Source organism: Rhodoferax sp. LS1P39 (genome assembly GCF_056521425.1).
The window spans coordinates 362,617-386,153 of the sequence record NZ_JBWMAV010000001.1; the positions used below are offsets into that span (position 1 = coordinate 362,617).

Sequence of the window (23,537 nt, forward strand, 5' to 3'; positions counted from 1 at the left end):
CGGGATAGTTACTTGACTCCAGGACGCAAGCGTCCTTGACCAATCGCTATTGCAGGGCTTGTACGCCCGCCACCAGCCAGCCGCTGGCACCGCTCTTGGGTTTGGTCATGTTCCACACTTCGCGGAACGGGCTGGGGCCGGCCGATGGGTCTTCGCGGATCATGCCGGAGAACTCGACACTGGCCATGTAGTCGTTGCCCAGATCTTCGATGCCCAAGAGTTGGGCATCGAGCATCACCACATCGGTATGGTTGGTGTTGCCCCCAGTATGGGTCTCGCGCTCGGTCAGCTGGGACTGGATTTCGCCCAGCATGGTGTCGGTCATCATGGCGCGCAGGGACGCGATGTCCGAGCGGTCCCAGGCCGATTGCAAGGTGATGAAGTTGTTCTTGGCGGCGCGCAAGAAGCCGTCGGCATCAAAGCCTGCGGGGATGCCCCAGCCTTGCGGGCCGGACAACCCCGAGCCGATCATGGAGCCGCCGGACTCCAGCGGTGCCAGGTGGCTGCTGCGCTCGAAGGGCCGGGCCGAAGCGTCGTTGCCCACGTTCTCCATCCGGTAGGCCGGTGTGGCCGTGGCCGCCGCCGGGCCTGCGCCCTGGAAGGCAAACGGGCTTTTGTGGGCAGCGGATGCCGATGCGCTGGCGTTTTTACGCGAACGCATGAACCAGCCAAACAGTGCCATTGCCACCATTACCGCCAGGGCGATCAGCATGAATTGCCCCATGGCCTCGCCCAGGCCCAGCGAGCTGGCCAGCCAGGCCAGGCCCAGGCCAGCGGCCAACCCGCCCAGCATGGCCCCCCAGGGGCGCTTGGGTGCCGCCGCTGCAGGCGCTGCCGCCGGTTTGGCTGCCGTGGCGTTGTTGGCATTGGTCGTGTTTTGTGCAGGCGCAGCGGGTGTCGCCTGGCGCTGTGTGACGTTGCCAGACTGCTGCCCGATCGACTTGCCGCCGCCCATGCGGCGTGCGGCATCGGCATCAAAGCCCGCGCTGATGGCCAGGGTGGCGGCCAAAACCAATGCCCAAATTTTCATGGTGTCTCTCCGTGGATAGTGGTGTTATTAGATGTGAAACGGCTCAACACTTGATTCCCACATGCAAGGCCACCATGCCCCCGGTAAGGTTGTGGTAGTCCACATGGCCAAAACCTGCAGCCTGCATCATGGTTTTCAGCTCTTTCTGGCCGGGGTGCATGCGGATGGATTCGGCCAGGTAGCGGTAGCTGGCATCGTCGCCCGCCACCAGCTTGCCCAGTTGCGGCAGCACCTTGAAGGAATACCAATCGTAGACCTTCTCCAGCGGCTGGGCCACCTTGGAAAACTCCAGTACCAGCAGCTTGCCGCCGGGCTTGAGCACGCGGCACATCTCGGCCAGGGCCACGTCCTTGTGGGTCATGTTGCGCAGGCCAAAGGCCACGCTGACGCGGTCGAAGCTGGCATCGGGGAACGGCAGTTTTTCGGCATCGCAGACCATGGTGGGCAGCACCACGCCCGCGTCCAGCAGGCGGTCGCGGCCGGTGCGCAGCATGGCTTCGTTGATGTCGGTATGCACCACCCGGCCCGTTGCGCCGACCTTTTTGGCAAACGCCATGGCCAGGTCGCCGGTGCCGCCTGCGATGTCCAGCACCTGGTGGCCTTCGCGGATGTCGGCCACCAGCACGGTGTAGGCCTTCCAGGTGCGGTGCAAACCTGCCGACATCAGGTCGTTCATCAGGTCGTATTTGGAGGCCACGGAATCGAACACGCCACGCACATGGCGGGCCTTGTCGCTCTCGTCAACCGACTGGAAACCGAAGTGGGTAGTGCTCATGTTTGTATACTAAATCAGAATGGCGGCACAAGACAGCGACAACCCTGTACCGCACAGGGAATTTAAAGAAAATCGGCTTCTAGCGCCCATTCAATGGGCGTGACAAGCTATATTTTCCGTAGCAAACCAATTTTAGTGGCTGCCGCAGCCCTTGGCCGCTTTGCCGGGCATGGGCGTATCGCGGCTGGCACCGGCTGCCACCAGGCGGGCTTCGTAGTCGGCCCACAGCGTGTCTTGCTCCCTACCCAGAAAGTACAGGTACTCCCAGGTGAAGATGCCGGTGCTGTGGCCGTCGGAGAACGCGGGCTGCACGCCGTAGTTGCCCACCGGCTCCAGACCGACCAGGGTGACTTCGCGCTTGCCGGTTTGCAGGGTTTCCTGGCCCGGGCCGTGGCCTTGCACCTCGGCCGACGGCGAATACACGCGCATCAGCTCAAACGGGATGCGGAACACCGCGCCGTCGGAGAACGTGACTTCTAACGCCCGCGACAGGCCGTGGACGGTGATGTCTGTGGGAGTAGGCGCACCCGCCTTCAAGCCCGCCATTACACGAGCACCCGCTCAATGCCGCCGTGGTTGACTTGCGCCACGTAGGTGGGCAGCCAATCTTTGCCCAGGATCTGGTTGGCCATTTCGACCACGATGTAGTCGGCTTCCAACAGGCCGTTTTGCAGGTCGTTGCCGTAGCGGCTCAGGCCCTGCAGGCAGCTGGGGCAGCTGGTGAGGATTTTCACGTTGTCCTTTACGTCATTTCCGGCCAGGTTGCCCATGGCGCGTAGCTTGGTCTCGTCTTTGCGCAGCTCTTCTTCCTTGCGAAAGCGGATCTGCGTGGAAATATCGGGCCGGGTCACGCCCAGCGTGCCGGACTCGCCGCAGCAGCGTTTGGATTCCAGCACCTGGTCGCCCAGCAGCGCCTTCACCGTCTTCATCGGCTCCTGCAGCTTCATGGGCGTGTGGCAGGGGTCGTGGTACAGGTAGCTGCCGCCGCTATTGAGCGTAATGCCTTTTTCCAGCAGGTATTCGTGGATGTCGATGATGCGGCAGCCGGGGAAGATCTTGTCGAACTGGTAGCCCTGCAGCTGGTCATAACAGGTGCCGCAGCTCACCACCACGGTCTTGATGTCCAGGTAGTTCAGCGTGTTGGCCACGCGGTGGAACAGCACCCGGTTGTCGGTGATGATCTTGTCGGCCTTATCGAACTGGCCGCTGCCCTTTTGCGGGTAGCCGCAGCACAGGTAGCCGGGTGGCAGTACGGTTTGCACGCCTGCATGCCACAGCATGGCCTGGGTGGCCAGGCCGACCTGGCTGAACAGGCGCTCGGAGCCGCAGCCGGGGAAGTAAAACACCGCCTCGGACTCGCTGGTGGTGGCCACCGGGTTGCGGATGATGGGCACGTAATCGCTGTCTTCGATGTCCAGAAGCGCGCGGGCGGTCTTTTTGGGCAGGCCGCCGGGCATCTTCTTGTTGATGAAGTGGATCACCTGCTCCTTGATGGGCGCGGTGCCCACCGTGGCGCGGGGCGCGGCGGTTTGCTTCTTGGCAAAGCTGCGCAGCAGGTCGTTGGCCAGGCGCTGGGCCTTGAAGCCCACACCGACCATCGCCGCCCGGGCCAGCTTGATGGTCTCGGGATTGGTGGCGTTCAGAAAGAACATGGCGGCGGCATTGCCGGGGCGGAAGCTCTTCTGGCCCATCTTGCGCAGCAGGTTGCGCATGTTCATGGTCACGTCGCCAAAGTCGATCTTCACTGGGCAAGGCGTCAGGCACTTGTGGCACACGGTGCAGTGGTCGGCTACGTCCTCGAACTGCTCCCAGTGCTTGATGCTCACGCCGCGGCGGGTCTGCTCTTCGTACAAGAAGGCTTCTACCAGCAAAGAGGTGGCCAGGATCTTGTTGCGCGGGCTGTACAGCAGGTTGGCGCGCGGCACGTGGGTGGCGCATACCGGTTTGCATTTGCCGCAACGCAGGCAGTCCTTCATGCTGTCGGCAATCGCGCCGATATCGCTTTGCTGCATGATCAGCGACTCGTGGCCCATCAGCCCGAAGCTGGGGGTATAGGCATTGGTCAAATCGGCATCTAGCGCTTGTCCATTAAGCACAGGCAGCTCTGATTTTCGTAGCAACTTGCCTTTGTTGAAGCGGCCTTCGGGGTCAATGCGCTGCTTGTAGTCGGTGAACGGCTGCATCTCGGCATCGCTCAAAAATTCCAGCTTGGTGATGCCGATGCCGTGCTCGCCCGAGATCACGCCGTCCAGGCTGCGGGCCAGCGCCATGATGCGTTTGACGGCACCGTGCGCGGTTTGCAGCATCTCGTAGTTGTCGCTGTTGACCGGCAGGTTGGTGTGCACATTGCCGTCCCCGGCGTGCATGTGCAGGGCCACCCAGACCCGGCCCTTGAGAACAGTCTTATGGATGGCGGTGCACTCGTCCAGGATGCCCTTGAAGGCCGCGCCGGTAAAGATGTTTTGCAGGCCCGCACGGATCTGCGTCTTCCAGCTGGCACGCAGCGTGTGGTCTTGCAACTGCGGAAACAGGGTTTCCACCCCGTCCAGCCAGCCCTGCCACAGGGCGCGTGTCTCGGCCACCAGGGCCAGGGCCTGCGTAACCCGCTCTTCCAGCAGCTCGGGCGACGGCACATCGCCGTCTTCGTCACCCTTGCCCAGGGGCAAATTGCCTTTGCTGAAGAAGTCTTGCAGCGCATCGCACAGCTCCAGCTTGTTCTTCAGGCTGAGCTCGATGTTGATGCGCTCGATGCCGTCGGTGTACTCGGCCATGCGCGGCAGCGGGATCACCACGTCTTCGTTGATCTTGAAGGCGTTGGTGTGGCGGCTGATGGCGGCGGTTTTCTTGCGGTCCAGCCAGAATTTCTTGCGCGCCTCGGGGCTGATGGCGATGAAGCCTTCGCCGCTGCGCGAATTGGCGATGCGCACCACTTCACTGGTGGCGCGGGCCACATCGTCGGCGTTGTCGCCCGCGATGTCGCCAAACAAGGCCATCTTGGGCAGGCCACCGCGCTTGGACTTGGTGGTGTAGCCCACGGCTTTCAGGTAGCGGTCGTCCAGGTGCTCCAGCCCGGCCAGCAGCACGCCGGTGCGCTTTTGTTCGGCAAACATGAAGTCCTTGATCTCGACGATGCTGGGCACGGCGTTCTTGGCATCGCCAAAGAACTCCAGGCACACAGTACGGGTGTGCGCGGGCATGCGGTGCACCACCCAGCGGCCGCTGGTGATCAGGCCGTCGCAGCCCTCTTTCTGGATGCCGGGCAGGCCGCTGAGGAACTTGTCGGTCACGTCCTTGCCCAGGCCTTCCTTACGGAAGGTGCGGCCCGGAATGTCCAGGCGCTCGGTGCGGATCTTGGTTTTGCCGTCGGCCTCGAAATACTGCAGCTCGAAGCTGGCCATTTCCACGTCGTGGATCTTTCCCAGGTTGTGGTTCAGGCGGGTGACTTCCAGCCACTGCGCGTCGGGCGTGACCATGCGCCACGAGGCCAGGTTGTCCAGCGCCGTGCCCCAGAGCACGGCCTTTTTGCCACCGGCATTCATGGCGATGTTGCCGCCGATGCACGAGGCCTCGGCCGACGTGGGATCGACCGCAAACACATAACCGCCGCGCTCGGCCGCGTCGGCCACGCGCTGGGTCACCACACCGGCTTCGCTGAAGATGGTGGCCACGGGGTGGTCCACACCGGGCAGCATGCGCATCTCCACCTCGGTCATGGCCTCCAGTTTCTCGGTGTTGATGACCGCACTGTTCCAGGTGAGCGGGATCGCGCCGCCGGTGTAGCCGGTGCCGCCGCCGCGCGGAATGATGGTCAGGCCGAGTTCGATGCAGCCCTTGACCAGCCCTGCCATCTCGGCCTCGGTGTCGGGGGTGAGCACCACAAACGGGTATTCGACGCGCCAGTCGGTGGCATCAGTGACGTGGCTCACGCGGCTCAGGCCGTCGAACTTGATGTTGTCCTTGGCAGTCAGCTTGCCCAGCACGCGCGCTGTCTTGCGGCGCAGGTCGGCCACCTGGACGAAAGTCTTGCCAAATTGGTCCACCGCCGCCGTGGCCGCCACCAGCAGCTCGCCCACCAGGGCATCGCGCTCGCCGTTGGCATCCGGGTTGCGGCGCTTGCCGACTTCGTCGAGGCGGTGGTGCAGGGCATCGACCAGCTGCTTGCGGCGCTTGGGGTTGTCCAGCAGGTCGTCTTGCAGGTAGGGGTTGCGTTGCACCACCCAGATATCACCCAGCACCTCGTACAGCATGCGGGCAGATCTGCCAGTACGGCGCTCCTGGCGCAGGCCGTTCAGGACATCCCAGGCGCGTGTGCCCAGCAGGCGGATGACGATTTCGCGGTCGGAAAACGAGGTGTAGTTGTACGGGATTTCGCGCAGGCGAACGGCTTCAGGGGCCTGCGCCAGCAGGGTGGACAACGCGGTGGGAGCATTCATTGGGGGAAAACCTGGGGTGGGCACAGCGCCCATGGGCCTGGGATGACAGTCGGGTAGCGATTTTAGGGCAGCGGACTTTCACCCTGCCGACAGCGGGTTGTCGGGAAACGACAGTGAAATCAGAACAGCACGCGGCTGCGGATGGTGCCCGGCACGTCCGCCAGCTTTTCCAGGGCCAAATCGCTGGATTCCGCATCGATATCGATCACCACATAGCCAATCTTCTCGTTGGTTTGCAGAAACTGCGCGGCGATGTTGATGCGGTTGTCACTGAACACCTGGTTGACCGCCGACAGCACGCCGGGCACGTTGTGGTGGATGTGCAGCAGACGGTGCTTGCCGGAATGGCTGCTGAGAGCCACCTCGGGGAAGTTGACCGACGATGTAGAGGTGCCGTTGTCGCTGTACTTGACCAGCTTCTCCGCCACTTCCAGGCCGATATTGGCCTGGGCCTCGATGGTGGAGCCGCCCACGTGCGGGGTCAGGATCACATTGTCCAGGCCGCGCAGAGGCGACTGGAACTCGTCCTTGTTGCTGCGCGGTTCTTCGGGGAACACGTCGATGGCGGCACCCAGCAGCTTTTTGGCCTGCAGGGCGGCGGCCAGCGCATCGATATCCACCACGGTGCCGCGTGCGGCGTTGATCAAAATGCCGCCCTGCTTCATGGCAGCGATCTCTTTGGCCCCAATCATCCACTGGGTGGCCGCGGTTTCGGGCACGTGCAGGGTGACGATGTCGCTCTGGCCCAGCAATTCGTGCAAGTTGCCCACCTGGCGCGCATTGCCCAGCGGCAGCTTGGTCACCACATCGTAAAAACAAACCTGCATGCCCATGGCTTCGGCCAACACCGACAACTGCGTGCCGATCGAGCCATAGCCCACGATACCCAGGGTTTTGCCGCGGATCTCGTAAGAATTTTCGGCCGACTTGAGCCAGCCACCGCGGTGCGCCACCGCGCTTTTCTCAGGGATGCCGCGCAACAGCAAAATCGCCTCGGCCAGCACCAGCTCGGCCACCGACCGGGTGTTGGAAAACGGCGCGTTGAACACGGCGATGCCGCGCTCGCGGGCGGCCTCCAGGTCCACTTGGTTGGTGCCTATGCAAAAGCAGCCCACGGCGACCAGCTTGTGTGCCTGGGCAAACACTTCTTGGGTGAGCTGGGTGCGCGAGCGGATGCCGATGAAATGCGCGTCGGCGATCTTTTCTTTCAGCTGGTCCTCGGGCAAAGCGCCGGGCAAGCTCTCGATCTGGGTGTAGCCCGCGTTGCGCAGCACCTCCAGCGCCGAAGGGTGCACGCCTTCCAGTAAGAGAAACTTGATCTTGCTTTTGTCCAGAGAAGTCTTGCGCATGCGGTGCCCGGCTGTCAGAGGTGGAGGGGAGGACGATGCTAGCATGCTGCGCCGCAACAAATAGGGCCCCCGCCCAGGCGACACTGTCCGTAGCAGGGGCTATTTGAAATCCCGGCTGGTGGTAGCCAGGCTGCCGAGCAAGGGGGTCAGGTCCACTAGCTTCTGGGCGATCAGGTTCATCACATCACCTTCGCGCTGCCAGCGGCCCCGCACCGCCAGCAGCCGGGACTGCAGCAGTGCGGCGCGCTGCGTCTCCCGCACGGCTTTCCAGCAGATCACTTGCACCACGCCGGTTTCGTCCTCCAGGGTGAGGAAAGTCGTGCCCTTGGCGGTGGGCGGCTGCTGGCGCAGCGTGACGATGCCGCAGTGGCGCACCATGCGGCCATCGGGCACGCCCAGCAGGTCTTGTGCCGACATCAGCCTGCGCCGGGCCAGTTGGGGCCGCAGCAGCGCCAGCGGGTGGCTGCGCAGGGTCAGGCCCAGGGACGCGTAGTCCCACTCCACCTCCTCCCCTTCCAGCGCGGGGGGCAATTCCAGCAGGTCCTCGTCCACCGGCGCGTCCCGCAGCAGCCGTGGCGTGGAGCGCAGGGCCGAGGCATCCCAGACCTGTTGCCGCCGGTGGCCGGACAGGCCCATCAGCGCATCGGCGGCGGCCAGGGTCTGCATCTCGTGCTGCTCCAGGTGGGCACGCCGGGCCAGGTCTTCGGCGCTGTCGAAAGGTGCTTCGGCACGGGCCTGCACGATGCGCTGGGCGGACTTTTTCTGCAGCTTGTCGATGAGGCGCAGGCCTAGCCGCACGGCCGGGGGGTGCGGCAGGTCTTCCAGGGTGCAGTCCACGTGGCTGAGCATCACATCCGGGGGCCGTACCTCGACACCGTGGCGCTGGGCATCCTGTACCAGCTGCGAGGCCGAGTAAAAGCCCAGCGGCTGGCTGTTGAGCAGGGCGGCCAGAAACTCGGCCGGGTGGTGCCGCTTGATCCAGCAACTGGTATAGACCAGCAAGGCAAACGATGCCGCGTGGCTTTCCGGAAAGCCGTACTCGCCAAAGCCCTTGATCTGCTCGAAGATATTCTGGGCAAACGCCTCGTCGTAGCCGCGCGCGGTCATGCCGCCAACGATCTTGTCGTAGTACTTTTCCAGCCCACCCTTGCGCTTCCAGGCGGCCATGGCCCGCCGCAGCCCGTCTGCCTCGCCCGGGGTGAACCCGGCGGCCAAAATGGAAATCTGCATCACCTGCTCCTGGAATATCGGAACCCCCAGGGTGCGGCCCAAAGCCTCTTCCAGCGCAGCGCTGGGAAAAGTGACGGGCTCGATGCCCTGGCGGCGGTTCAGGTAGGGGTGCACCATGCCGCCCTGGATAGGCCCGGGGCGCACGATGGCCACCTCGACCACCAGGTCGTAGAAGCAGCGGGGGCGCAACCGGGGTAGCATGCCCATCTGCGCCCGGCTCTCGATCTGGAACACACCCACGGTGTCGGCCTGGCAAATCATGTCGTAGGTGGCCACACACTTGGGCGGAATGTCCTGCATCGCCATGGTCTGGCCGGTGCGCTGGCCGATGAAATCCAGCGACTTGCGCAGGGCGGTGAGCATGCCCAGCGCCAGGCAGTCCACCTTGAGCAGGCCCACGGCATCCAGATCGTCCTTGTCCCATTCGATCACGGTGCGGTTGGGCATGGCGGCGTTCTCAATCGGCACCATGCGCGCCAGCGGGCCCTGGGTGAGCACGAAGCCCCCGGTGTGCTGGGACAGATGGCGCGGAAAATCCAGCAAGGCCGCGGTCAGCTCCAGCAGTTGCTGCACCGCCAGATCGTCCAGGCGCAGGCCTGCTTCCTGCAGCCGATCGGGGGCGATGGCCTGGCCGTCCCACCAGTGGTGGCCCTTGGCCAGCAGCTCCAGGGTTTCCAGCGGGAACCCCAGGGCCTTGCCCACGTCCCGGATGGCCGACTTGGGCCGGTAGCAGATGACCACGCCGGTCAGTGCCGCGCGGTCCCGGCCATATTTGGCGTACAGGTACTGCAGCACCTCTTCACGCCGCTCGTGCTCGAAGTCGATATCGATGTCGGGCGGCTCGTTGCGCTCGCGGCTGATGAAGCGCTCGAACAACATGTTCATGCGGGCCGGGTCCACCTCGGTCACACCCAGGCAGTAGCAGACCACGGAGTTGGCCGCCGACCCCCGGCCCTGGCAGAGGATGTGCTGGCTGCGGGCGAAACGCACGATGTCGTAGACAGTCAAAAAGTAATGCTCGAAGCGCAGGTCGCCAATGAGTGTGAGCTCGTGCTCGATCTGCTCTTGCTCCTTGGCTGCCATCCCCTGCGGCCAGCGCCGCCCTGCCCCCTCGTAGGTGATGCGGCGCAGATAGCCCATGGGCGTTTCGCCCGGCGGCACCACTTCGTCCGGGTACCGGTAGCGCAACTCGTCCAGAGAGAACTTGCAGCGTGCCGCCACCTGCAGGGTCTCGTCCAGCAGGTCAGGGGGGTAGGTCTGGGCCAGGCGCAGCCGGGTGCGCAAGTGCCGCTCCGCATTCGGCTGCAGGGCCAGGCCGCAGGCGGTCAGGGGCTGGCCGATCCGGGTGGCAGTAAGCACATCCTGCAGCGGCTTGCGGGAGCGCACATGCATGTGCACATCCCCGGCGGCCACCAATCCAATGGCGGTGAGCGCGCTGACCTGGCGCAACTGGTACAGCCACATCTCGTCGCCCAGCACGCGCAGCAACTGCACCGCCAGCCAGCAGCGACCGGTAAAGGCACCCAGCAGCCAGCGGGCCACGGATTCCAGTTGCGCGCCGGTGGAGCGCCGGTCCGGTGCGGCCAGCACCACGCAGTCGGCCAGGGCCTGCGGGTCTATGGCCTCGCGGGTGAGGTGGTAGGTGCCCTTGTGCGCCGACCGGCGCAGCCCGGTGATGAACTCGCACAGATTGCCGTAGCCGTTGAGATTGCAGGCCAGCACGATGAAGGTGAAGGGTGCTTCACCATCCACCTGGAACTGGCTGCCCACCAGCAGCGGCAGGCCTTGCTCTTTGGCGGCCACGTGGGCGCGCACGATCCCGGCCATGGAACACTCGTCGGTGACCGCCAGGGCGGCGTAGCCCAGCTTTTTGGCCCGTTCCACCAACTCGGCGGGTTGGCTGGCACCGCGCAGAAAAGAGAAATTGCTGAGACACCACAGCTCGGCATAGGGCTGAACAGAAAGCATGGCTTCAGGCGAATATGCCGTGCAGGAACCAGGCGGTGTCCTCATCGGCCAGCCGGGTCTGGTAAATCCACAGCACACCGGCGTGCGCGCTCAGGGCTACCCAGTAGTCGCGCACCACCGTCTGGGCGTGGGTGCCGGTATCGTCGCTGAGCCGGTGCCACCAGCCGCCTTCGATACGGTGCGGGCCCGACAGCAGATGCAGCATGCCCTGGTACAGCGGCCGGTCTGCCTGCACAGCCAAGGGCAAGGGCTGTGGCAGTACAAAGCTGGGCTGGGGCAGTGCGTACGGCACAAAGGGGGCACCCGCACTCTTGCGCGGCAGGGGCAAGGGTGCAGCTTGCCAATGCACCGCCCACTCCAGGCGGTGGTCTTCCTGCTGCACCGGGCGCAAAACCCGCTGCGGCCCCAGCCGGGCGGCAATGCGCTCCAGCACCAGGGCCAGCGACTCGCCGTCTTGCTGGCTGTCAGGCAGCAAGGACATGGTGGGGGCCTCGAACGCCCGCACCTCCACGGCCAGCAGCTCCAGGTCTCCCACCGGGGCCCGCAATTGCACTTTGGCCAGGTTTTCTGCGAGCAGACGGGCCAGGTGTTCGACGCTGCGGGTAGGCTCTGCGGTGCGGATGGCCAGCTCGCCACCGTCTCCGGCGGTTTTGGAGCGCATGGCATCGTGGCACCAGCGCAGGGTGAAGGCCGTGACACCACAGCGCCGGGCGGCCAGCCAGCCGCAGAGCTGGAGCAGCAGGCGGCGCGCACCGAACAGAATGGCCGGGGCATGCTCCACCCGCGACATCAGTTCCAGCCTGGCGTGAAACTGCTCGGGCAATGCCACCCAGGCATGGGCACTGGGGCGCAAACCATAGGCCTGGTCCAGGGCCAGCAGCAACTCCTTGTCGAAGCGGCGGCTGAGTCCACCGCGTGGCAGCGCCCGAACCTGGCCCAGGGTGGTGCAGCCCAGGCGCGCCAGCATGGGCGCGTGGGCCGCCACCGCCGCCAAAGATGCCAGCGGCAAGGCATCCAGCAGCACCGCCAGCGGTTGGGCAAAGCCGTTGCGCACGCCGCAACGCGCCAGGGCCAATGCCGCCAGACTGGTGGGAGCCCAGGCCAAAAAAGCCGCGCCCAGCGCCGCGGATTCCGTACGCACCTGCGCCGCCAGCGCGCGCCTGCCGCCAAACAGGCGCTCGCTGTCTTCCACCTCCATCAGCACGGCGGCTTCCACCATGGCCACGCGGGGGGTGAATTGCAGGCACCACACCGCCAGACCCTGGAGCGCCTCAGTGCGGGACGGATTGGGGGATGGGGGTGCTTCGGGGAGCAAGGCGGCCCACAGCATGGGAACTTTCGCGGGGAAGAAAAAACTGGCTGGGGCGCAACAGGCGCGGTGTCAGCACCGATGCCAGCCCACCGGGTACCGAAGGCAGCGTGACCGGCCCCGTGTGCACCGGGCCACGGCGCTTGAACACCTGCACGCGCAGCTCCCAGTCCAGGCCCAGGCTGGCATGCACCCGCAGCGGAGCCGCCGAAGCCTCATGCTGCGCGGCCTCGGGACGGCACAGAAACACCAAGCCCGCACAGCTTTGCGCACACACCTGCAGGCGGCGTATCTGTTCCTGCCGCGCCTGCGGCACCCAGGCCACCAGGGCACCGGCCGATCCGGATTTGATGAGCTGCTCGGTCACCCACAGCCGCTCTGCGGGGGTATCTGCCTGGATCCACACCAGTTGGCGCGGGTCCAGCCCTGCGTGCACCAGGCCCGGCAGATGCGGCTGCCTGGGCGGGCCCACCACCACCACCTGCCCCCCCTGGGCCACCACCTGGCGCAGTGCCGGCCCCAGCAGCCGCCATTCCAATACCGCCGGCTGCGGGCTCAGCACTTCGGCCAGCGCATGGCAGGGCCAGCCGCCGCCGGGCAGTTCCTGGTCCAGCAGCGCCCAGCCGGAAGCCACCACCGAAGCCACGGGCGTACCCAGCTCGGAGCCGCGCCAGACGGCCGCCGCCACTGCGGGGGGCAGTTGGCCAGGCACCCGTAGGGAGCGTAAGGACGGAATGGGCGCTGCGGGAAGCGCTTCGTGCCATGTGGGTTGGGCTTGCATGTGGGTTAATATACTGTTTATAAATACAGTATACGCACATAGCCGCCACCCTGCTAGCTTGTAGAGCGTGCTCCGGGCAGTTGCATCACCTTACCCACCAGGATGGGCACAGGCAGCGAATAATGTGCCGCCGCGATGTCCTGCACCCGGGCCAGCACGTCGGCGGGAAAAGCCGCCGACCGGGGGCCGCGCATGTCCACATGCAGCAGCATCTGCTCGCACACCGCCACCGGCTCTGCACGGCCCGGCAACACCAGTTCCAGAAAAATATGCAGCCGCTTGGCATCATGGCCCAGCAACTGGAGCTGCACCTGCACCTCGGCCCCCAGCTTCACCTCGTGCAGGTAGTGGATGTGGCTTTCCAGCGTGAACAGGCTGCCGTGGGTGCGGGCGCGGCCTGCGGCATCCAGGCCGATCTGGTCCATCAACGCGTCGGTGGCGTAGCTGCAAATCAGCCCGTAGTAGGCATCGCGCAAGTGGCCGTTGTAGTCCACCCAGTCGGGCTGCACTTTGGTGGTGTACAGGGGGTCAGATGCCATGGCGGGCTTTGGCGGCTTCCACGGCGGCCATCACGCTCTGGATGGCATCGTCGCGGTAGCGCTCCAGTTGCTTGATGCTGTGGGTGCCGAGCTGGGCGGTGGTGCCATCCACCACGCTGTCGATCAGCGCATCCGTCAACTTGGGGGCCACCAGCTTGGTCCAGGGCAGCTCCAAGGCCGGGCCAAACTGCGCCATGAAGTGCCGCATGCCCGCATCGCCCCCGGCCAGGGTGTAGGTCAAAAACGTGCCCATGAAGGACCAGCGGATGCCCGCGCCGTAGCGGATGGCATCATCGATCTCGCCGGTGGTGGCCACGCCGTCGTTGACCAGGTGCAGCGCCTCGCGCCACACGGCTTCCAGCAGGCGGTCGGCGATGAATCCGGGAATTTCCTTGCGTACGTGCAGGGGCCGCATACCGAGTGCGCTATAGATTTTGATAGCGGCGGCAATGGCTTCGGCCGAGGTTTTCTCGCCGCCCACCACTTCCACCAGGGGCAGCAGGTACACCGGGTTGAACGGGTGGCCGACCACGCAGCGCTCGGGGTGGGTGGCGCTGGCGTAAAAGTCGGTGGGCAGCAAGCCCGAGGTGGACGAGGCGATGATGGCATCGGGCCGGGCGGCCGCGCTGATCTGAGCGTGCAGCGACAGCTTGAGGTCTTGCCGCTCGGGGGCGCTTTCCTGGATGAAGTCGGCGTACTGCACGCATTCCGCGATGGTGGCCACAAAACGCAGGCGCTCCATGGAGGCCCCTGCGGCCAGGCCTTGCCGCTCCAACGCGGGCCAGGCATTGGCCACGTTGGCGCGCAGTTGCTGTTCGGCCCCGGCAGCCGGGTCCCAGGCGACGACATCCAGCCCGTGGGCCAGTGCGCGCGCAACCCAGCCGCTGCCGATAACGCCTACGCCCAGGGCGGCGAAGGTTTTGATAGTGGTAGTGATGGTCATGGTGAAAATTCAAGAAATTGTTGGATTGGAAAACCACCAGGCGGGCCAGGCCAGCACCTGGTCGGCCACCAGTTGGTAGCCCGCAGCCCCCGGATGGCAGCCGTCGCTGGCGGCTACATCGGCCCGCCAGAGTGCGCTGTCGGTCAAATAACGGGCCACAGGCAGGTACGGCACGCCCAGCGTCTGGGCGCGTTCGGCGTACAGAGGGCACAGGTCCAGAATGCGGGCATCCTGCGCCGCCTCGCCCACCGGGAACGGGCCCAGCACCACGGTGGGGTGCAGCGCCTGGGCCTCGGAGACGGTGCGGGTAAAGCACTCCACGCTCTGCGCCACCGCCACCCGCAGCCCGTCGCCCAGCGGGGTCATGTCGTTGGCACCGAATGAAAACACCAGGTACTTGCGGCACTCCGCCTGCAGGCGCACTGCCGACTCGGCCTGCCAGCGCTTTGCGATGCCCTGGCTGGTATCGCCGCGGATGCCCAGGTTGTGGGCGGTCACCGCATAGCCAGCGGCCCAGGCCGCCGCGCTGACACGGCCCGGCCAGCCCAGGCAGGTGGGGTCGCTGGTGCCCTGCGTCATCGAGTCGCCGATGAAGCAGATGCGGTGGTCGTTGACCAGATCAGCCACGCTTCTTCAGGCCCAGCTTCTGGCGGCCTTCTTCGGGGGTGAGCGTGCGTGCGCCCATCATGCTGATGATGCTGCGGGCCCGCTCCACCAGCGAGCCGTTGCTGGCGGGCACGCCCTTGTCCAGCCAGAGGTTGTCTTCCAGGCCCACGCGCACATTGCCGCCCAACAGCACCGCCTGCGCCACCATGGGCATCTGCATGCGGCCAATGCCAAACCCGGCCCAGGTGGCACCGGGTGGCATGTTGTCGGCCATGGCTTTCATGGTGGTGGTGTCGGCGGGCGCCCCCCAGGGGATGCCCAGGCAGACCTGGAACAGCGGCGCGTCACCCAGCAGGCCTTCTTTCAGCATCTGCTTGGCAAACCACAGATGGCCGGTGTCGAACACCTCCAGCTCGGCTTTCACGCCCAGCTCCAGAATGCGCTTGGCACCGGCGCGCAACTGGGCGGGGGTGGAGACATAGATGTAGTCGCCATCGCCAAAATTCAGCGTGCCGCAGTCCAGCGTGCAAATTTCGGGCAGTAGCTCTTCCACGTGGATCAGCCGGGCCAGCCCACCGACCAGGTCGGTGCCCGGGCCAAACTGCATGGGGTTTTCGCCCGCGCCGATCTCCAGGTCGCCGCCCATGCCCGCCGTCAGGTTCAGCACCATATCCACGCCACTGGAGCGGATGCGGTCCACCAGTTCGCGGTACAGGGCCGGGTCGCGACTGCCTTTGCCGGTGGCCGGGTCGCGCACATGGCAGTGCACTACGGTGGCCCCGGCTTTGGCGGCCTCGACCGCAGCTTCGGCAATTTGCTTGGGGGTGACGGGAATGGCCGGGTGGCGGCCAACGGTGTCGCCCGCGCCAGTCACGGCGCAGGTCAGGATGACATCATGGTTCATGCTTGGCTTTCTTTACAGACCGAGGGACGTGCGCACGGCGGGCAGGCCGTCTTTGCCGTCATAGGTTTTGACACCCGCCAGCCACTTGGTCAGCAGCTCGGGGTTTTGCTTCAGGAAATCTTTGGCAGCGGTGGCGGGCAGCACCTTGGCCATGATGGGCACCATCAGGCGGTTTTCCACGTCGGTGCTGAACACCAGGTTGCTCACCAGCTTACCTGCGTTCGGGCAGCGCTCCTGGAAGTCGGTAGCTACCAGGGTCTTGACCGAGGCCTCACCAAAGTTGGGGCCAAAGTAGGCATCCCCGCCGGTCAGGTAGCTCAGCTTCATCTGGATGTTCATGGGGTGCGGCTCCCAGCCCAGAAACACCACCATCTTCTTCTGCCGAATGGCGCGCTGCACCTCGGCCAGCATGCCCGCCTCGCTGGACTGCACCAGCTTGAAACCGCCCAGGCCCAGCGCGTTTTTGTCGATCATCTCCTGCACCTTGGCATTGGCGCTGCTGCCTGCTTCGATACCGAAAATCTTGCCGTCCAGCTCTTTCTGGAACTTGGCAATGTCGGCAAAGCTCTTCAACCCTGCTTCGGCCACATAGGCGGGCACGGCCAGGGTGGCCTTGGCACCGCTGAGGTTGGGGGTAGGCAACACCACCAGGTTTTTGGCCTTGACCAGCGGATCCACCATACCGTCTTGCATGGGGCTCCAGTAGCCCAGCGACACATCGATCTGCTTGCTCTTCAAACCCGCAAAAGAGATGGGCACCGAGGCGATGGTGGTGCTGGGGGTGTAGCCCAGGCCTTCAAACACCGTGGTCGCCAGCGCAGTGGTGGCGGTGATGTCGCTCCAGCCGATGTCCACAAAGCGCACCTTCTTGCAGCTTTCGGCCTCTTGGGCCATCGCAGGTACCAAGCACATCGCTGCCACCGCCAAACCTACACCCTGGAGCAATTTTTTCATCATGTTTCCTTTTGGATAATCACCGCACATTGCGACCACCGCCTTGCGATGGAATGGAATTTACCGGGGGGTAGTCTTAAAAAACGACGCATTGCGACCAGTCATTGACCAGCAGCGACCACGCGGGTTTGCCCCAGTCTGCTAAAAACCGGCATGCCCACCGAAGACCTGTACTTTTTGCTGCTGCCCGCGTTTTCGATGCTGGGCTTTGTGTCGGCGGTCGAGCCGCTGCGGGTGGCGAACCGTTTCCGCAAAGACCTGTACCGCTGGCACATCCTCAGCGTGGACGGCGGCCCGGTGACGGCCAGCAACGGCATGTCGCTGAATGCCGAAGGCTCGCTGGACACGGTAGACCGCGCCCCCACCCTGTTCATCGTGGGTGGCTTCAACCCGCTGGAGCACTACACACCGGCGCTGGGCAACTGGCTGCGGCGGCTGGACCGGGCGGGCACGGTGCTGGGAGCCATCGACACCGGCAGCTTTGTGCTGGCCGAGGCCGGGCTGCTGCAGCGCCAGAAGCTGACCCTGCATTGGGAGGCGATATCGGCGTTTGTGGAGCGCTACCCGGCGCTGGCTGCCATGGTGACGCAGGAGCTGTTTGAAATCGACGGCCAGCGCATCACCAGCGCGGGCGGCACCGCCTCTATCGACATGCTGCTGGCGCTGATTGCGCGCAAGCATGGCCACGCGCTGGCCACCGCGGTATCAGAACAGTTTGTGCTGGGCCGCATCCGCAACCCGTCGGACCACCAGCGCATGCAAATTGCCGCGCGGTATGGCATCCACAACAAGAAAACCATCCAGGTGGTGAGCGAAATGGAGCGCCATATGGAAGACCCGCTGTCGCCCGACGCGCTGGCCGACAGCATTGGCGTGACCCGGCGGCAACTGGAGCGGCTGTTTGCCACCTACCTGAAAGACACACCCTCGCACTTCTACCTGGGCCTGCGGCTGGACCGGGCGCGCCAACTGCTGCAGCAAACCGAGATGCGCATCATCGAGGTCAGCGTGGCCTGCGGCTTTGAGTCACCTTCGTACTTTTCGCGGGCCTACCGCAGCCGGTTCCACAGCCCGCCCAAGCAAGACCGCCTGGCAAGTTAGAACCCAGAAATGAAAAAACCACCCGAAGGTGGTTATTCATTTTTTTGCTGGCAGCGCACCCTACAAAACGGCGGGCTGACAATCAGCCCGGGCGGTTTGCTTAAAAGATTTAAGCGGCGACAGGTGCGGCAGCCAGTGCCTTCACCTTGGTGCTCAGGCGGCTCTTATCGCGAGCTGCCTTGTTCTTGTGGAAGATGCCCTTGTCGGCAACCGTGTCCACCACCGCTTGCATCTTGGCAAACAGTTCGGTGGCTTTGGCTTTGTCGCCGGTCAGAACGGCTTTTTCGACGTTCTTGACAGCGGTACGGTATTTGGAACGCAGCGAGGTGTTGGCAGCGTTGATTTTTACGTCTTGGCGGACGCGCTTGCGGCCGGATGCGAGACGGGGGTTCTTTTTCTTGGGCTTGGTTGCCATGATGTTTTCCTAGTGAGATTGTTAGAGGATGATGCCAGCAAAGCCCGCGAGTATAGCATTCGGGCAGCCCAGCACCCCAGGCGGGCTACACTGGGTGGGTGAGTCTCTTCAAATCTGCATCCACCATCTCCCTGCTGACCCTGGCTTCCCGTGTGGCGGGTCTGGTCCGTGACCAGTTGTTTGCCGCCACCTTTGGCGCCAATGCCATGACCGACGCGTTCTACGTGGCGTTCCGCATTCCCAACCTGTTTCGCCGCCTGTTTGGCGAAGGCGCATTCAGCCAGGCCTTTGTGCCGGTGCTGGCCGCCAGCAAGGCCAAAAACGGTCCCGAAGCCACCAAACTGCTGATCGACAGCGTGGCCACGGTACTCACCTGGGTGCTGGTGCTGACCTGCGTGCTGGGTGTGCTGGGCGCGCCGCTGCTGGTGTGGGCCATGGCCGGGGGGTTGCAGCAGGAGCCGCAGGCCTACGGTGCGGCCATCACCATGACGCGCTGGATGTTCCCTTACATCCTGTTCATCTCGCTGGTGTCCATGGCCTCGGGCATCCTGAACACCTGGCGCATATTTGCCGTGCCTGCCGCCACCCCGGTGCTGCTGAATGTGGCCATGATCGGCGCTACGGTGTTCTGTACGCCGTGGTTCCGCCAGATGGGCATCGAGCCCATGTACGCCCAGGTGGTCGGCGTAATGCTGGGCGGCGTGCTGCAGCTCGGCGTGCAAATTCCGGCGCTGAGACGCTTGGGCCTGCTGCCGAAAATTGGAGCCAGTTGGGCTGTGGTGCACGCTGCTTGGGCGGATGCAGCTACCAGAAACGTAGCAAAACTGATGGTTCCCGCGCTGCTGGGCGTGGGCGTGGCGCAAATCTCGCTGTTCATCAACACCCAGATCGCCTCGCGCCTGGCCCCCGGCAGCGTGAGCTGGCTCAGCGGGGCCGACCGGCTGATGGAATTCCCCACCGCCATGCTGGGCGTGGCCCTGGGCGTGGTGCTGATGCCGCAACTGGCAGGGGCCAAGGCCGCCAACGACCCGCTGCGCTACTCCGCCATGCTCGACTGGGGCCTGCGCCTGGTGGTGGTGCTGGCCGTACCCTGCTCGGTGGCGCTGCTCACTTTTGCCACGCCGCTGGTGGCGGTGATCTTCCATTACGGCGCGTTCACCGCCCGCGATGTCAACCAGACCGCGCTGGCCCTGATGGGCTGGGGCGTGGGCCTGCTGGGCGTGGTGGCCATCAAGGTGCTGGCCCCCGGCTTTTTTGCCAGCCAGAACATGAAAACCCCGGCGCGTATCGCCATCGCCGTGCTCATCATCACCCAGTTGCTGAACCTGGCGCTGGTGCCCCTGTTCCAGCACGCGGCGCTCACGCTGTCGGTGGGCCTGGGCGCACTGATCAACGCCACCTGGCTGCTGATCGGCCTGCGGCGGCGCGGCAGCTACGTGCCGGTGCCCGGCTGGTGGAAGTTCAGCCTGCAAGTGGTGGCGGCCAGCGCTTTGCTGGCGGTGTTTTTGGTCTGGGCCGCCAGCGCCCTGCCCTGGACCCGCTTTGAGGGCGCAAAATTGGAACGCATTGGCTACCTTGCGCTGGTGCTGCTTGGATCAGCAGCTATATATTTCGCAGCACTGTGGGCGACCGGCATGAAGTTACGTAAATTGCTGCACCCGAGCGTGAAATCCGCTTGACGCTGGGCTGCGACACGCTAGAAACTAGACCATGCACATTCCCTACCAAGCCCCCACCCCGCTGGAGTATTTTGCGGCGCTGGTGCAAAGCGATGAACACTTTCCGCTGCTGGAGGCGGTGGCCAGCCTGGCGCAAGACGAATACCCCGAGCTGGACATCGAACAGGTGCTGGGCGATGTAGACCAGCTGCTGGCCCGCCTCAAGCGCCGCCTGCCGCGCGACGCGGTGCCGCTGCAGCGCCTGCGTTCGCTCAACCAATTCTTCTACCGCGACCTGAACTTTGGCGGCAACGTCAACGACTACTACGACCCCGACAACAGCTACCTCAACGCCGTGCTGCGCACCCGCCGGGGCATCCCGATATCGCTGGCCGTGCTGTGGATGGAGCTGGCCCAGGGCATAGGCCTGGTGGTGCGCGGCGTGGCGTTTCCGGGGCATTTCATGGTCAAGATCAACCTGCCCAAGGGCCAGGTGGTGATGGACCCGTTCACCGGCCAGTCGCTGAGCCGCGAAGAGCTGTCGGAACGGCTGGAGCCCTACACCCGGCGCAACGCGCTGTCTGATGATTTTGAGGTGCCACTGGGCCTGTACCTGCAGGCCAGCCCGCCGCGCGACATCCTGGCCCGCATGCTGCGCAACCTGAAAGACATCCACACCGCGCAAAGCGACTGGCAGCGCCTGCTGCCGGTGCTGAACCGCCTGCTGGTGCTGCTGCCCGATGCCTGGAGCGAGTACCGCGACCGGGGCCTGGCCCACGCCGCCCTGGGCCACACCCGGCCCGCCGTGATCGACCTGGAAAAGTACCTGCTGTGCTCGCAGGACGCGCTGGACCTGGACAGCATCTCCGAGCGCCTGAGCAGCCTGCGCAGAGCCAAAAACTAAGGCTTCGGCTCGGCCAGAAACAGCGCCTGCAAATCACTCAAGAAGTCAAAACCGCGCACCGTGGGCCGCACGCGCACACCGTCGCGCTCTAGCAAACCCTTGCGCTCGCCCTCGGCCAGGCCCTTCTGGATGCTGGTCAGCGGCAGGCCGGTGCGCTCGGTGAACTTGGGCAGCTCAAAGCCGTCGCGCAGACGCAGGGCGTTGAGCATGTACTCGAAGGGCAGCTCGGCACGCGCAACGTCGTCGTCCTGCGCCAACGCCTTGCCCGCCAGGGCGTTGGCCATGTACAGATTGGGCTCGCGAAACCGTACCTGCCGGATGATGCGGTGGGCAAAGCTGAGCTTGCTGTGCGCGCCCGCGCCAATGCCCAGATAGTCGCCAAACTGCCAGTAGTTCTGGTTGTGCACACAGGCGTGGCCGGGCAGCGCGTAGGCCGAGACTTCGTAACGGTCCATGCCCGCCGCACCGGTCATCTCGGTGATCTTGTCCAGCATGTCGTAGCCCAGGTCTTCCTCGGGCACCTGGGGCGGGAACTTGGCGAAGTAGGTGTTGGGCTCGATGGTCAGTTGGTAAATACTGATGTGTTTGGGCCCTAGCGCTAGTGCCGTCTGCATATCCAGCTCTAGATTTTGTAGCGTCTGGCCAGGCAGCGCGTACATGATGTCGAGGTTAAAAGTGTCAAACGACTGGGCCGCTTCTTCCACCGCCGCAATGGCCTGGGCGCTGTCGTGCACCCGGCCCAGGGCTTTCAAATGCGTGTCGTTGAAGCTCTGCACGCCCACCGACAGGCGCGTCACCCCGGCGCTGCGGTAGGCGCGAAAGCGGTTCTTCTCGAAGGTGCCGGGGTTGGCTTCCAGGGTGATTTCGCAATCCGGCTCCAACTTCAGGCGGGCGCGGATGTCGCCGATCAGCCGGTCAATCGCCTGCGGCGAAAACAGGCTGGGCGTGCCGCCGCCGATGAAGATGCTGTGCACCGTGCGGCCCCAGACCAACGGCAGCGCGGCCTCCAGGTCGGCCATCAGCGCGTCGATGTAGCGCTGCTCGGGCACTTCGCTGGTCGGCGTGGGCGCTGACAGATTGGCGGCAGGATGCAGGGTCTGCGCGCCATCGCTGCGCAGCTCATGCGAGTTGAAATCGCAGTACGGGCATTTCTTCAGGCACCAGGGCAGGTGCACGTACAGCGACAGCGGCGGCAGTGCGGCCAGTTGCAGCAGGCCGGGGCGCATGTGGTGTTGCAGGTCTTTCATGGCAGCCAGCGCTCGCGCATCAGGGCCAGCATGGCACGCGACGACTGGCCGCGGTGGCTGTTCGCATTCTTCACCTCGGGTGTCAGCTCGGCAAAGGTCTTACCGAACTGCGGCAAGAACATCACCGGGTCAAAGCCAAAGCCGTGCTCGCCCTGCGGCGCACGGGTGATCTCGCCCACCGCCCGGCCCACGGCGATCAGCGGCTCGGGGTCATGGGGCGAGCGCACGGCCACCAGGGTGCTGACCAGGGCGGCGCGGCGGTTGTCGACGTGCGCCATCTGCTCCAGCAGCGCGCGCACGTTGTTGTCGTCACTCTTGGGGTAGCCGAACTGGGTGGCGTAGTACGCGGTTTGCACGCCCGGCAAGCCGCCGAAGGCATCGACGCACAGGCCTGCGTCGTCGGCCACGGCGGGCAGGCCGCTGTGGGCGCTGGCGTGCCGGGCCTTGGCCAGGGCGTTTTCGACGAAGGTGTGGAAGGGCTCCTCGGCCTCCGGGATGCCCAAGCTGCCCTGCGCCACCAGTTCCAGGCCCAGCGGGGCGAACAGGGCTTGCAGCTCGAACAGCTTTCCTGCGTTGTTGGATGCTAAAACGATTTTCATGTCAAATGTACCTCTAGCGCTTACTCCTTGAGCGTGAGCAGCTCTTATTTCGATAGTGCGACCTGCTGCAGGTCCATCAACTCGGCGATGCCCGCCTCGGCCAGCGCCAGCAGTGCGTCCATCTCGGAGCGGGCAAAGGCCACGCCCTCGGCCGTGCCCTGCACTTCCACAAAATGGCCTGCGCCGGTCATCACCACGTTCATGTCGGTGTCGCAGGCGGCATCTTCGGTGTATTCCAGGTCCAGCAGCGGCGTGCCGTGCACGATGCCCACCGAGATGGCGGCCACGGGCTGGAGGATGGGCGTGACGCTGAGCTTGCCAGACTGCAGCAGCACGTTGACAGCATCCTGCGCCGCCACAAACGCGCCGGTGATGGCCGCCGTGCGGGTACCGCCGTCGGCCTGCAGCACGTCGCAGTCCAGGTGGATGGTGCGCTCGCCCAGCAGCTTCAGGTCAAACACGGCGCGTAGCGAGCGGCCGATCAGGCGCTGGATTTCCTGCGTGCGCCCGCTTTGCTTGCCGCGCACGGCCTCGCGGTCGCTACGGGTGTGGGTGGCGCGCGGCAGCATGCCGTATTCGGCGGTGACCCAGCCCTCGCCACTGCCCTTTTTGTGGCCAGGCACTTTTTCTTCGACAGACGCGGTGCACAGCACTTTGGTATTGCCAAACTCGATCAGCACCGAGCCTTCGGCGTGCATGGTGTAGCCGCGGGTGATGCGCACCGGGCGCAGTTGCTGGGTGGCACGGCCACCGCTACGGATGAATTCGGTCATGGTGTGGGTTTCAAAAACA

The 23,537-nt window shown here is 64.8% G+C and carries 20 protein-coding genes; 3 read left to right on the top strand and 17 right to left on the bottom strand.

All coding sequences use genetic code 11. From position 1 onward, the window contains the following. Window positions 1–46 precede the first annotated feature (46 nt). From AC097O_RS01550 to choX, 13 genes are all read right to left on the bottom strand, one after another. Window positions 47–1,030 (bottom strand): Tim44 domain-containing protein, encoded by a 984-nt coding sequence (locus AC097O_RS01550; protein ID WP_479591127.1) that lies wholly within the window; start codon window positions 1,028–1,030, stop codon window positions 47–49. Window positions 1,031–1,073: 43 nt separating this feature from the next. Further along, a complete protein-coding gene (gene ubiE / locus AC097O_RS01555; protein WP_315244918.1) occupies window positions 1,074–1,805 on the bottom strand; it encodes a bifunctional demethylmenaquinone methyltransferase/2-methoxy-6-polyprenyl-1,4-benzoquinol methylase UbiE in 732 nt (243 codons plus the stop codon). 132 nt (window positions 1,806–1,937) lie between these two features. After that, window positions 1,938–2,351: a gamma-butyrobetaine hydroxylase family protein gene (locus AC097O_RS01560; protein WP_479591128.1), complete on the bottom strand. Its 414-nt coding sequence runs from the start codon at window positions 2,349–2,351 to the stop codon at window positions 1,938–1,940. Further along, window positions 2,351–6,238 carry a DUF3683 domain-containing protein gene (locus AC097O_RS01565; RefSeq protein ID WP_479591129.1) on the bottom strand — a complete coding sequence of 1,296 codons (3,888 nt, stop codon included), beginning with the start codon at window positions 6,236–6,238 and terminating at the stop codon, window positions 2,351–2,353. The genes AC097O_RS01560 and AC097O_RS01565 overlap by 1 nt, the downstream gene beginning before the upstream one ends. 119 nt (window positions 6,239–6,357) lie before the next feature. Next, window positions 6,358–7,587, bottom strand: coding sequence for a phosphoglycerate dehydrogenase (serA, locus tag AC097O_RS01570; protein WP_479591130.1), 1,230 nt, complete (start codon window positions 7,585–7,587; stop codon window positions 6,358–6,360). A gap of 99 nt (window positions 7,588–7,686) precedes the next feature. Further along, window positions 7,687–10,785 (bottom strand): error-prone DNA polymerase, encoded by a 3,099-nt coding sequence (locus AC097O_RS01575; RefSeq protein WP_479591131.1) that lies wholly within the window; start codon window positions 10,783–10,785, stop codon window positions 7,687–7,689. 4 nt (window positions 10,786–10,789) lie between these two features. Beyond that, the gene (locus AC097O_RS01580; protein ID WP_479591132.1) at window positions 10,790–12,115 is read right to left on the bottom strand and encodes a Y-family DNA polymerase; all 1,326 of its coding nucleotides are present in this window, start codon (window positions 12,113–12,115) and stop codon (window positions 10,790–10,792) included. Further along, a complete protein-coding gene (imuA, locus tag AC097O_RS01585; protein ID WP_479591133.1) occupies window positions 12,057–12,875 on the bottom strand; it encodes a translesion DNA synthesis-associated protein ImuA in 819 nt (272 codons plus the stop codon). The genes AC097O_RS01580 and imuA overlap by 59 nt, the downstream gene beginning before the upstream one ends. A 53-nt stretch (window positions 12,876–12,928) precedes the next feature. Further along, window positions 12,929–13,414, bottom strand: a complete 486-nt coding sequence (locus AC097O_RS01590; RefSeq protein ID WP_479591134.1) for a thioesterase family protein — start codon at window positions 13,412–13,414, stop codon at window positions 12,929–12,931. Further along, window positions 13,404–14,357, bottom strand: coding sequence for an L-carnitine dehydrogenase (locus AC097O_RS01595; RefSeq protein WP_479591135.1), 954 nt, complete (start codon window positions 14,355–14,357; stop codon window positions 13,404–13,406). The genes AC097O_RS01590 and AC097O_RS01595 overlap by 11 nt, the downstream gene beginning before the upstream one ends. Window positions 14,358–14,366: 9 nt before the next feature. Then, the gene (locus tag AC097O_RS01600) at window positions 14,367–14,984 is read right to left on the bottom strand and encodes a GDSL-type esterase/lipase family protein (protein WP_479591136.1); all 618 of its coding nucleotides are present in this window, start codon (window positions 14,982–14,984) and stop codon (window positions 14,367–14,369) included. Then, entirely contained in the window at window positions 14,977–15,867 is an 891-nt protein-coding gene (cdhC, locus tag AC097O_RS01605; RefSeq protein ID WP_479591137.1) for a 3-dehydrocarnitine:acetyl-CoA trimethylamine transferase CdhC, read from the bottom strand. Before cdhC ends, AC097O_RS01600 begins: the two co-directional genes overlap by 8 nt. 12 nt (window positions 15,868–15,879) lie before the next feature. Further along, the gene (choX, locus tag AC097O_RS01610) at window positions 15,880–16,824 is read right to left on the bottom strand and encodes a choline ABC transporter substrate-binding protein (RefSeq protein ID WP_479591138.1); all 945 of its coding nucleotides are present in this window, start codon (window positions 16,822–16,824) and stop codon (window positions 15,880–15,882) included. Between the two features lie 150 nt (window positions 16,825–16,974). On the opposite strand from choX, the gene AC097O_RS01615 reads away from it, so the two are divergent. Continuing rightward, complete coding sequence (locus tag AC097O_RS01615) at window positions 16,975–17,922, top strand: GlxA family transcriptional regulator (protein ID WP_479591139.1); 948 nt, start codon at window positions 16,975–16,977, stop codon at window positions 17,920–17,922. 109 nt (window positions 17,923–18,031) lie between these two features. On the opposite strand, the gene rpsT is transcribed toward AC097O_RS01615, so the two are convergent. Further along, on the bottom strand, window positions 18,032–18,337 hold the full coding sequence (gene rpsT, locus AC097O_RS01620) for a 30S ribosomal protein S20 (RefSeq protein ID WP_479591140.1): 306 nt from the start codon (window positions 18,335–18,337) through the stop codon (window positions 18,032–18,034). A gap of 98 nt (window positions 18,338–18,435) precedes the next feature. On the opposite strand from rpsT, the gene murJ reads away from it, so the two are divergent. Next, window positions 18,436–20,016 (top strand): murein biosynthesis integral membrane protein MurJ, encoded by a 1,581-nt coding sequence (murJ, locus tag AC097O_RS01625; RefSeq protein ID WP_479591141.1) that lies wholly within the window; start codon window positions 18,436–18,438, stop codon window positions 20,014–20,016. A 31-nt stretch (window positions 20,017–20,047) separates the two neighbouring features. Then, a complete protein-coding gene (locus tag AC097O_RS01630; RefSeq protein WP_479591142.1) occupies window positions 20,048–20,899 on the top strand; it encodes a SirB1 family protein in 852 nt (283 codons plus the stop codon). Here AC097O_RS01630 and hemW read toward each other — a convergent pair. From hemW to rph, 3 genes are read right to left on the bottom strand one after another with little or no spacing between them, the layout of a single operon-like run. After that, window positions 20,896–22,146, bottom strand: coding sequence for a radical SAM family heme chaperone HemW (gene hemW / locus AC097O_RS01635; RefSeq protein WP_479591143.1), 1,251 nt, complete (start codon window positions 22,144–22,146; stop codon window positions 20,896–20,898). The genes AC097O_RS01630 and hemW overlap by 4 nt on opposite strands. After that, window positions 22,143–22,745 carry an RdgB/HAM1 family non-canonical purine NTP pyrophosphatase gene (gene rdgB / locus AC097O_RS01640; RefSeq protein ID WP_479591144.1) on the bottom strand — a complete coding sequence of 201 codons (603 nt, stop codon included), beginning with the start codon at window positions 22,743–22,745 and terminating at the stop codon, window positions 22,143–22,145. Before rdgB ends, hemW begins: the two co-directional genes overlap by 4 nt. Window positions 22,746–22,789: 44 nt before the next feature. Continuing rightward, a complete protein-coding gene (gene rph, locus AC097O_RS01645) occupies window positions 22,790–23,518 on the bottom strand; it encodes a ribonuclease PH (protein ID WP_479591145.1) in 729 nt (242 codons plus the stop codon). Window positions 23,519–23,537 lie beyond the last annotated feature (19 nt).

What these genes read in the sequence shown, in the direction of transcription:
- AC097O_RS01580 (WP_479591132.1), bottom strand. Translation starts at nt 12,115, where the DNA reads ATGCTGTGGGCCGCCTTGCTCCCCGAAGCACCCCCATCCCCCAATCCG.
- serA (WP_479591130.1), bottom strand. Translation starts at nt 7,587, where the DNA reads ATGCGCAAGACTTCTCTGGACAAAAGCAAGATCAAGTTTCTCTTACTG.
- AC097O_RS01590 (WP_479591134.1), bottom strand. Translation starts at nt 13,414, where the DNA reads ATGGCATCTGACCCCCTGTACACCACCAAAGTGCAGCCCGACTGGGTG.
- imuA (WP_479591133.1), bottom strand. Translation starts at nt 12,875, where the DNA reads ATGCAAGCCCAACCCACATGGCACGAAGCGCTTCCCGCAGCGCCCATT.
- AC097O_RS01550 (WP_479591127.1), bottom strand. Translation starts at nt 1,030, where the DNA reads ATGAAAATTTGGGCATTGGTTTTGGCCGCCACCCTGGCCATCAGCGCG.
- AC097O_RS01565 (WP_479591129.1), bottom strand. Translation starts at nt 6,238, where the DNA reads ATGAATGCTCCCACCGCGTTGTCCACCCTGCTGGCGCAGGCCCCTGAA.
- rph (WP_479591145.1), bottom strand. Translation starts at nt 23,518, where the DNA reads ATGACCGAATTCATCCGTAGCGGTGGCCGTGCCACCCAGCAACTGCGC.
- hemW (WP_479591143.1), bottom strand. Translation starts at nt 22,146, where the DNA reads ATGAAAGACCTGCAACACCACATGCGCCCCGGCCTGCTGCAACTGGCC.
- AC097O_RS01615 (WP_479591139.1), top strand. Translation starts at nt 16,975, where the DNA reads ATGCCCACCGAAGACCTGTACTTTTTGCTGCTGCCCGCGTTTTCGATG.
- cdhC (WP_479591137.1), bottom strand. Translation starts at nt 15,867, where the DNA reads ATGAACCATGATGTCATCCTGACCTGCGCCGTGACTGGCGCGGGCGAC.
- AC097O_RS01630 (WP_479591142.1), top strand. Translation starts at nt 20,048, where the DNA reads ATGCACATTCCCTACCAAGCCCCCACCCCGCTGGAGTATTTTGCGGCG.
- choX (WP_479591138.1), bottom strand. Translation starts at nt 16,824, where the DNA reads ATGATGAAAAAATTGCTCCAGGGTGTAGGTTTGGCGGTGGCAGCGATG.
- rdgB (WP_479591144.1), bottom strand. Translation starts at nt 22,745, where the DNA reads ATGAAAATCGTTTTAGCATCCAACAACGCAGGAAAGCTGTTCGAGCTG.
- AC097O_RS01595 (WP_479591135.1), bottom strand. Translation starts at nt 14,357, where the DNA reads ATGACCATCACTACCACTATCAAAACCTTCGCCGCCCTGGGCGTAGGC.
- AC097O_RS01560 (WP_479591128.1), bottom strand. Translation starts at nt 2,351, where the DNA reads ATGGCGGGCTTGAAGGCGGGTGCGCCTACTCCCACAGACATCACCGTC.
- AC097O_RS01575 (WP_479591131.1), bottom strand. Translation starts at nt 10,785, where the DNA reads ATGCTTTCTGTTCAGCCCTATGCCGAGCTGTGGTGTCTCAGCAATTTC.
- ubiE (WP_315244918.1), bottom strand. Translation starts at nt 1,805, where the DNA reads ATGAGCACTACCCACTTCGGTTTCCAGTCGGTTGACGAGAGCGACAAG.
- rpsT (WP_479591140.1), bottom strand. Translation starts at nt 18,337, where the DNA reads ATGGCAACCAAGCCCAAGAAAAAGAACCCCCGTCTCGCATCCGGCCGC.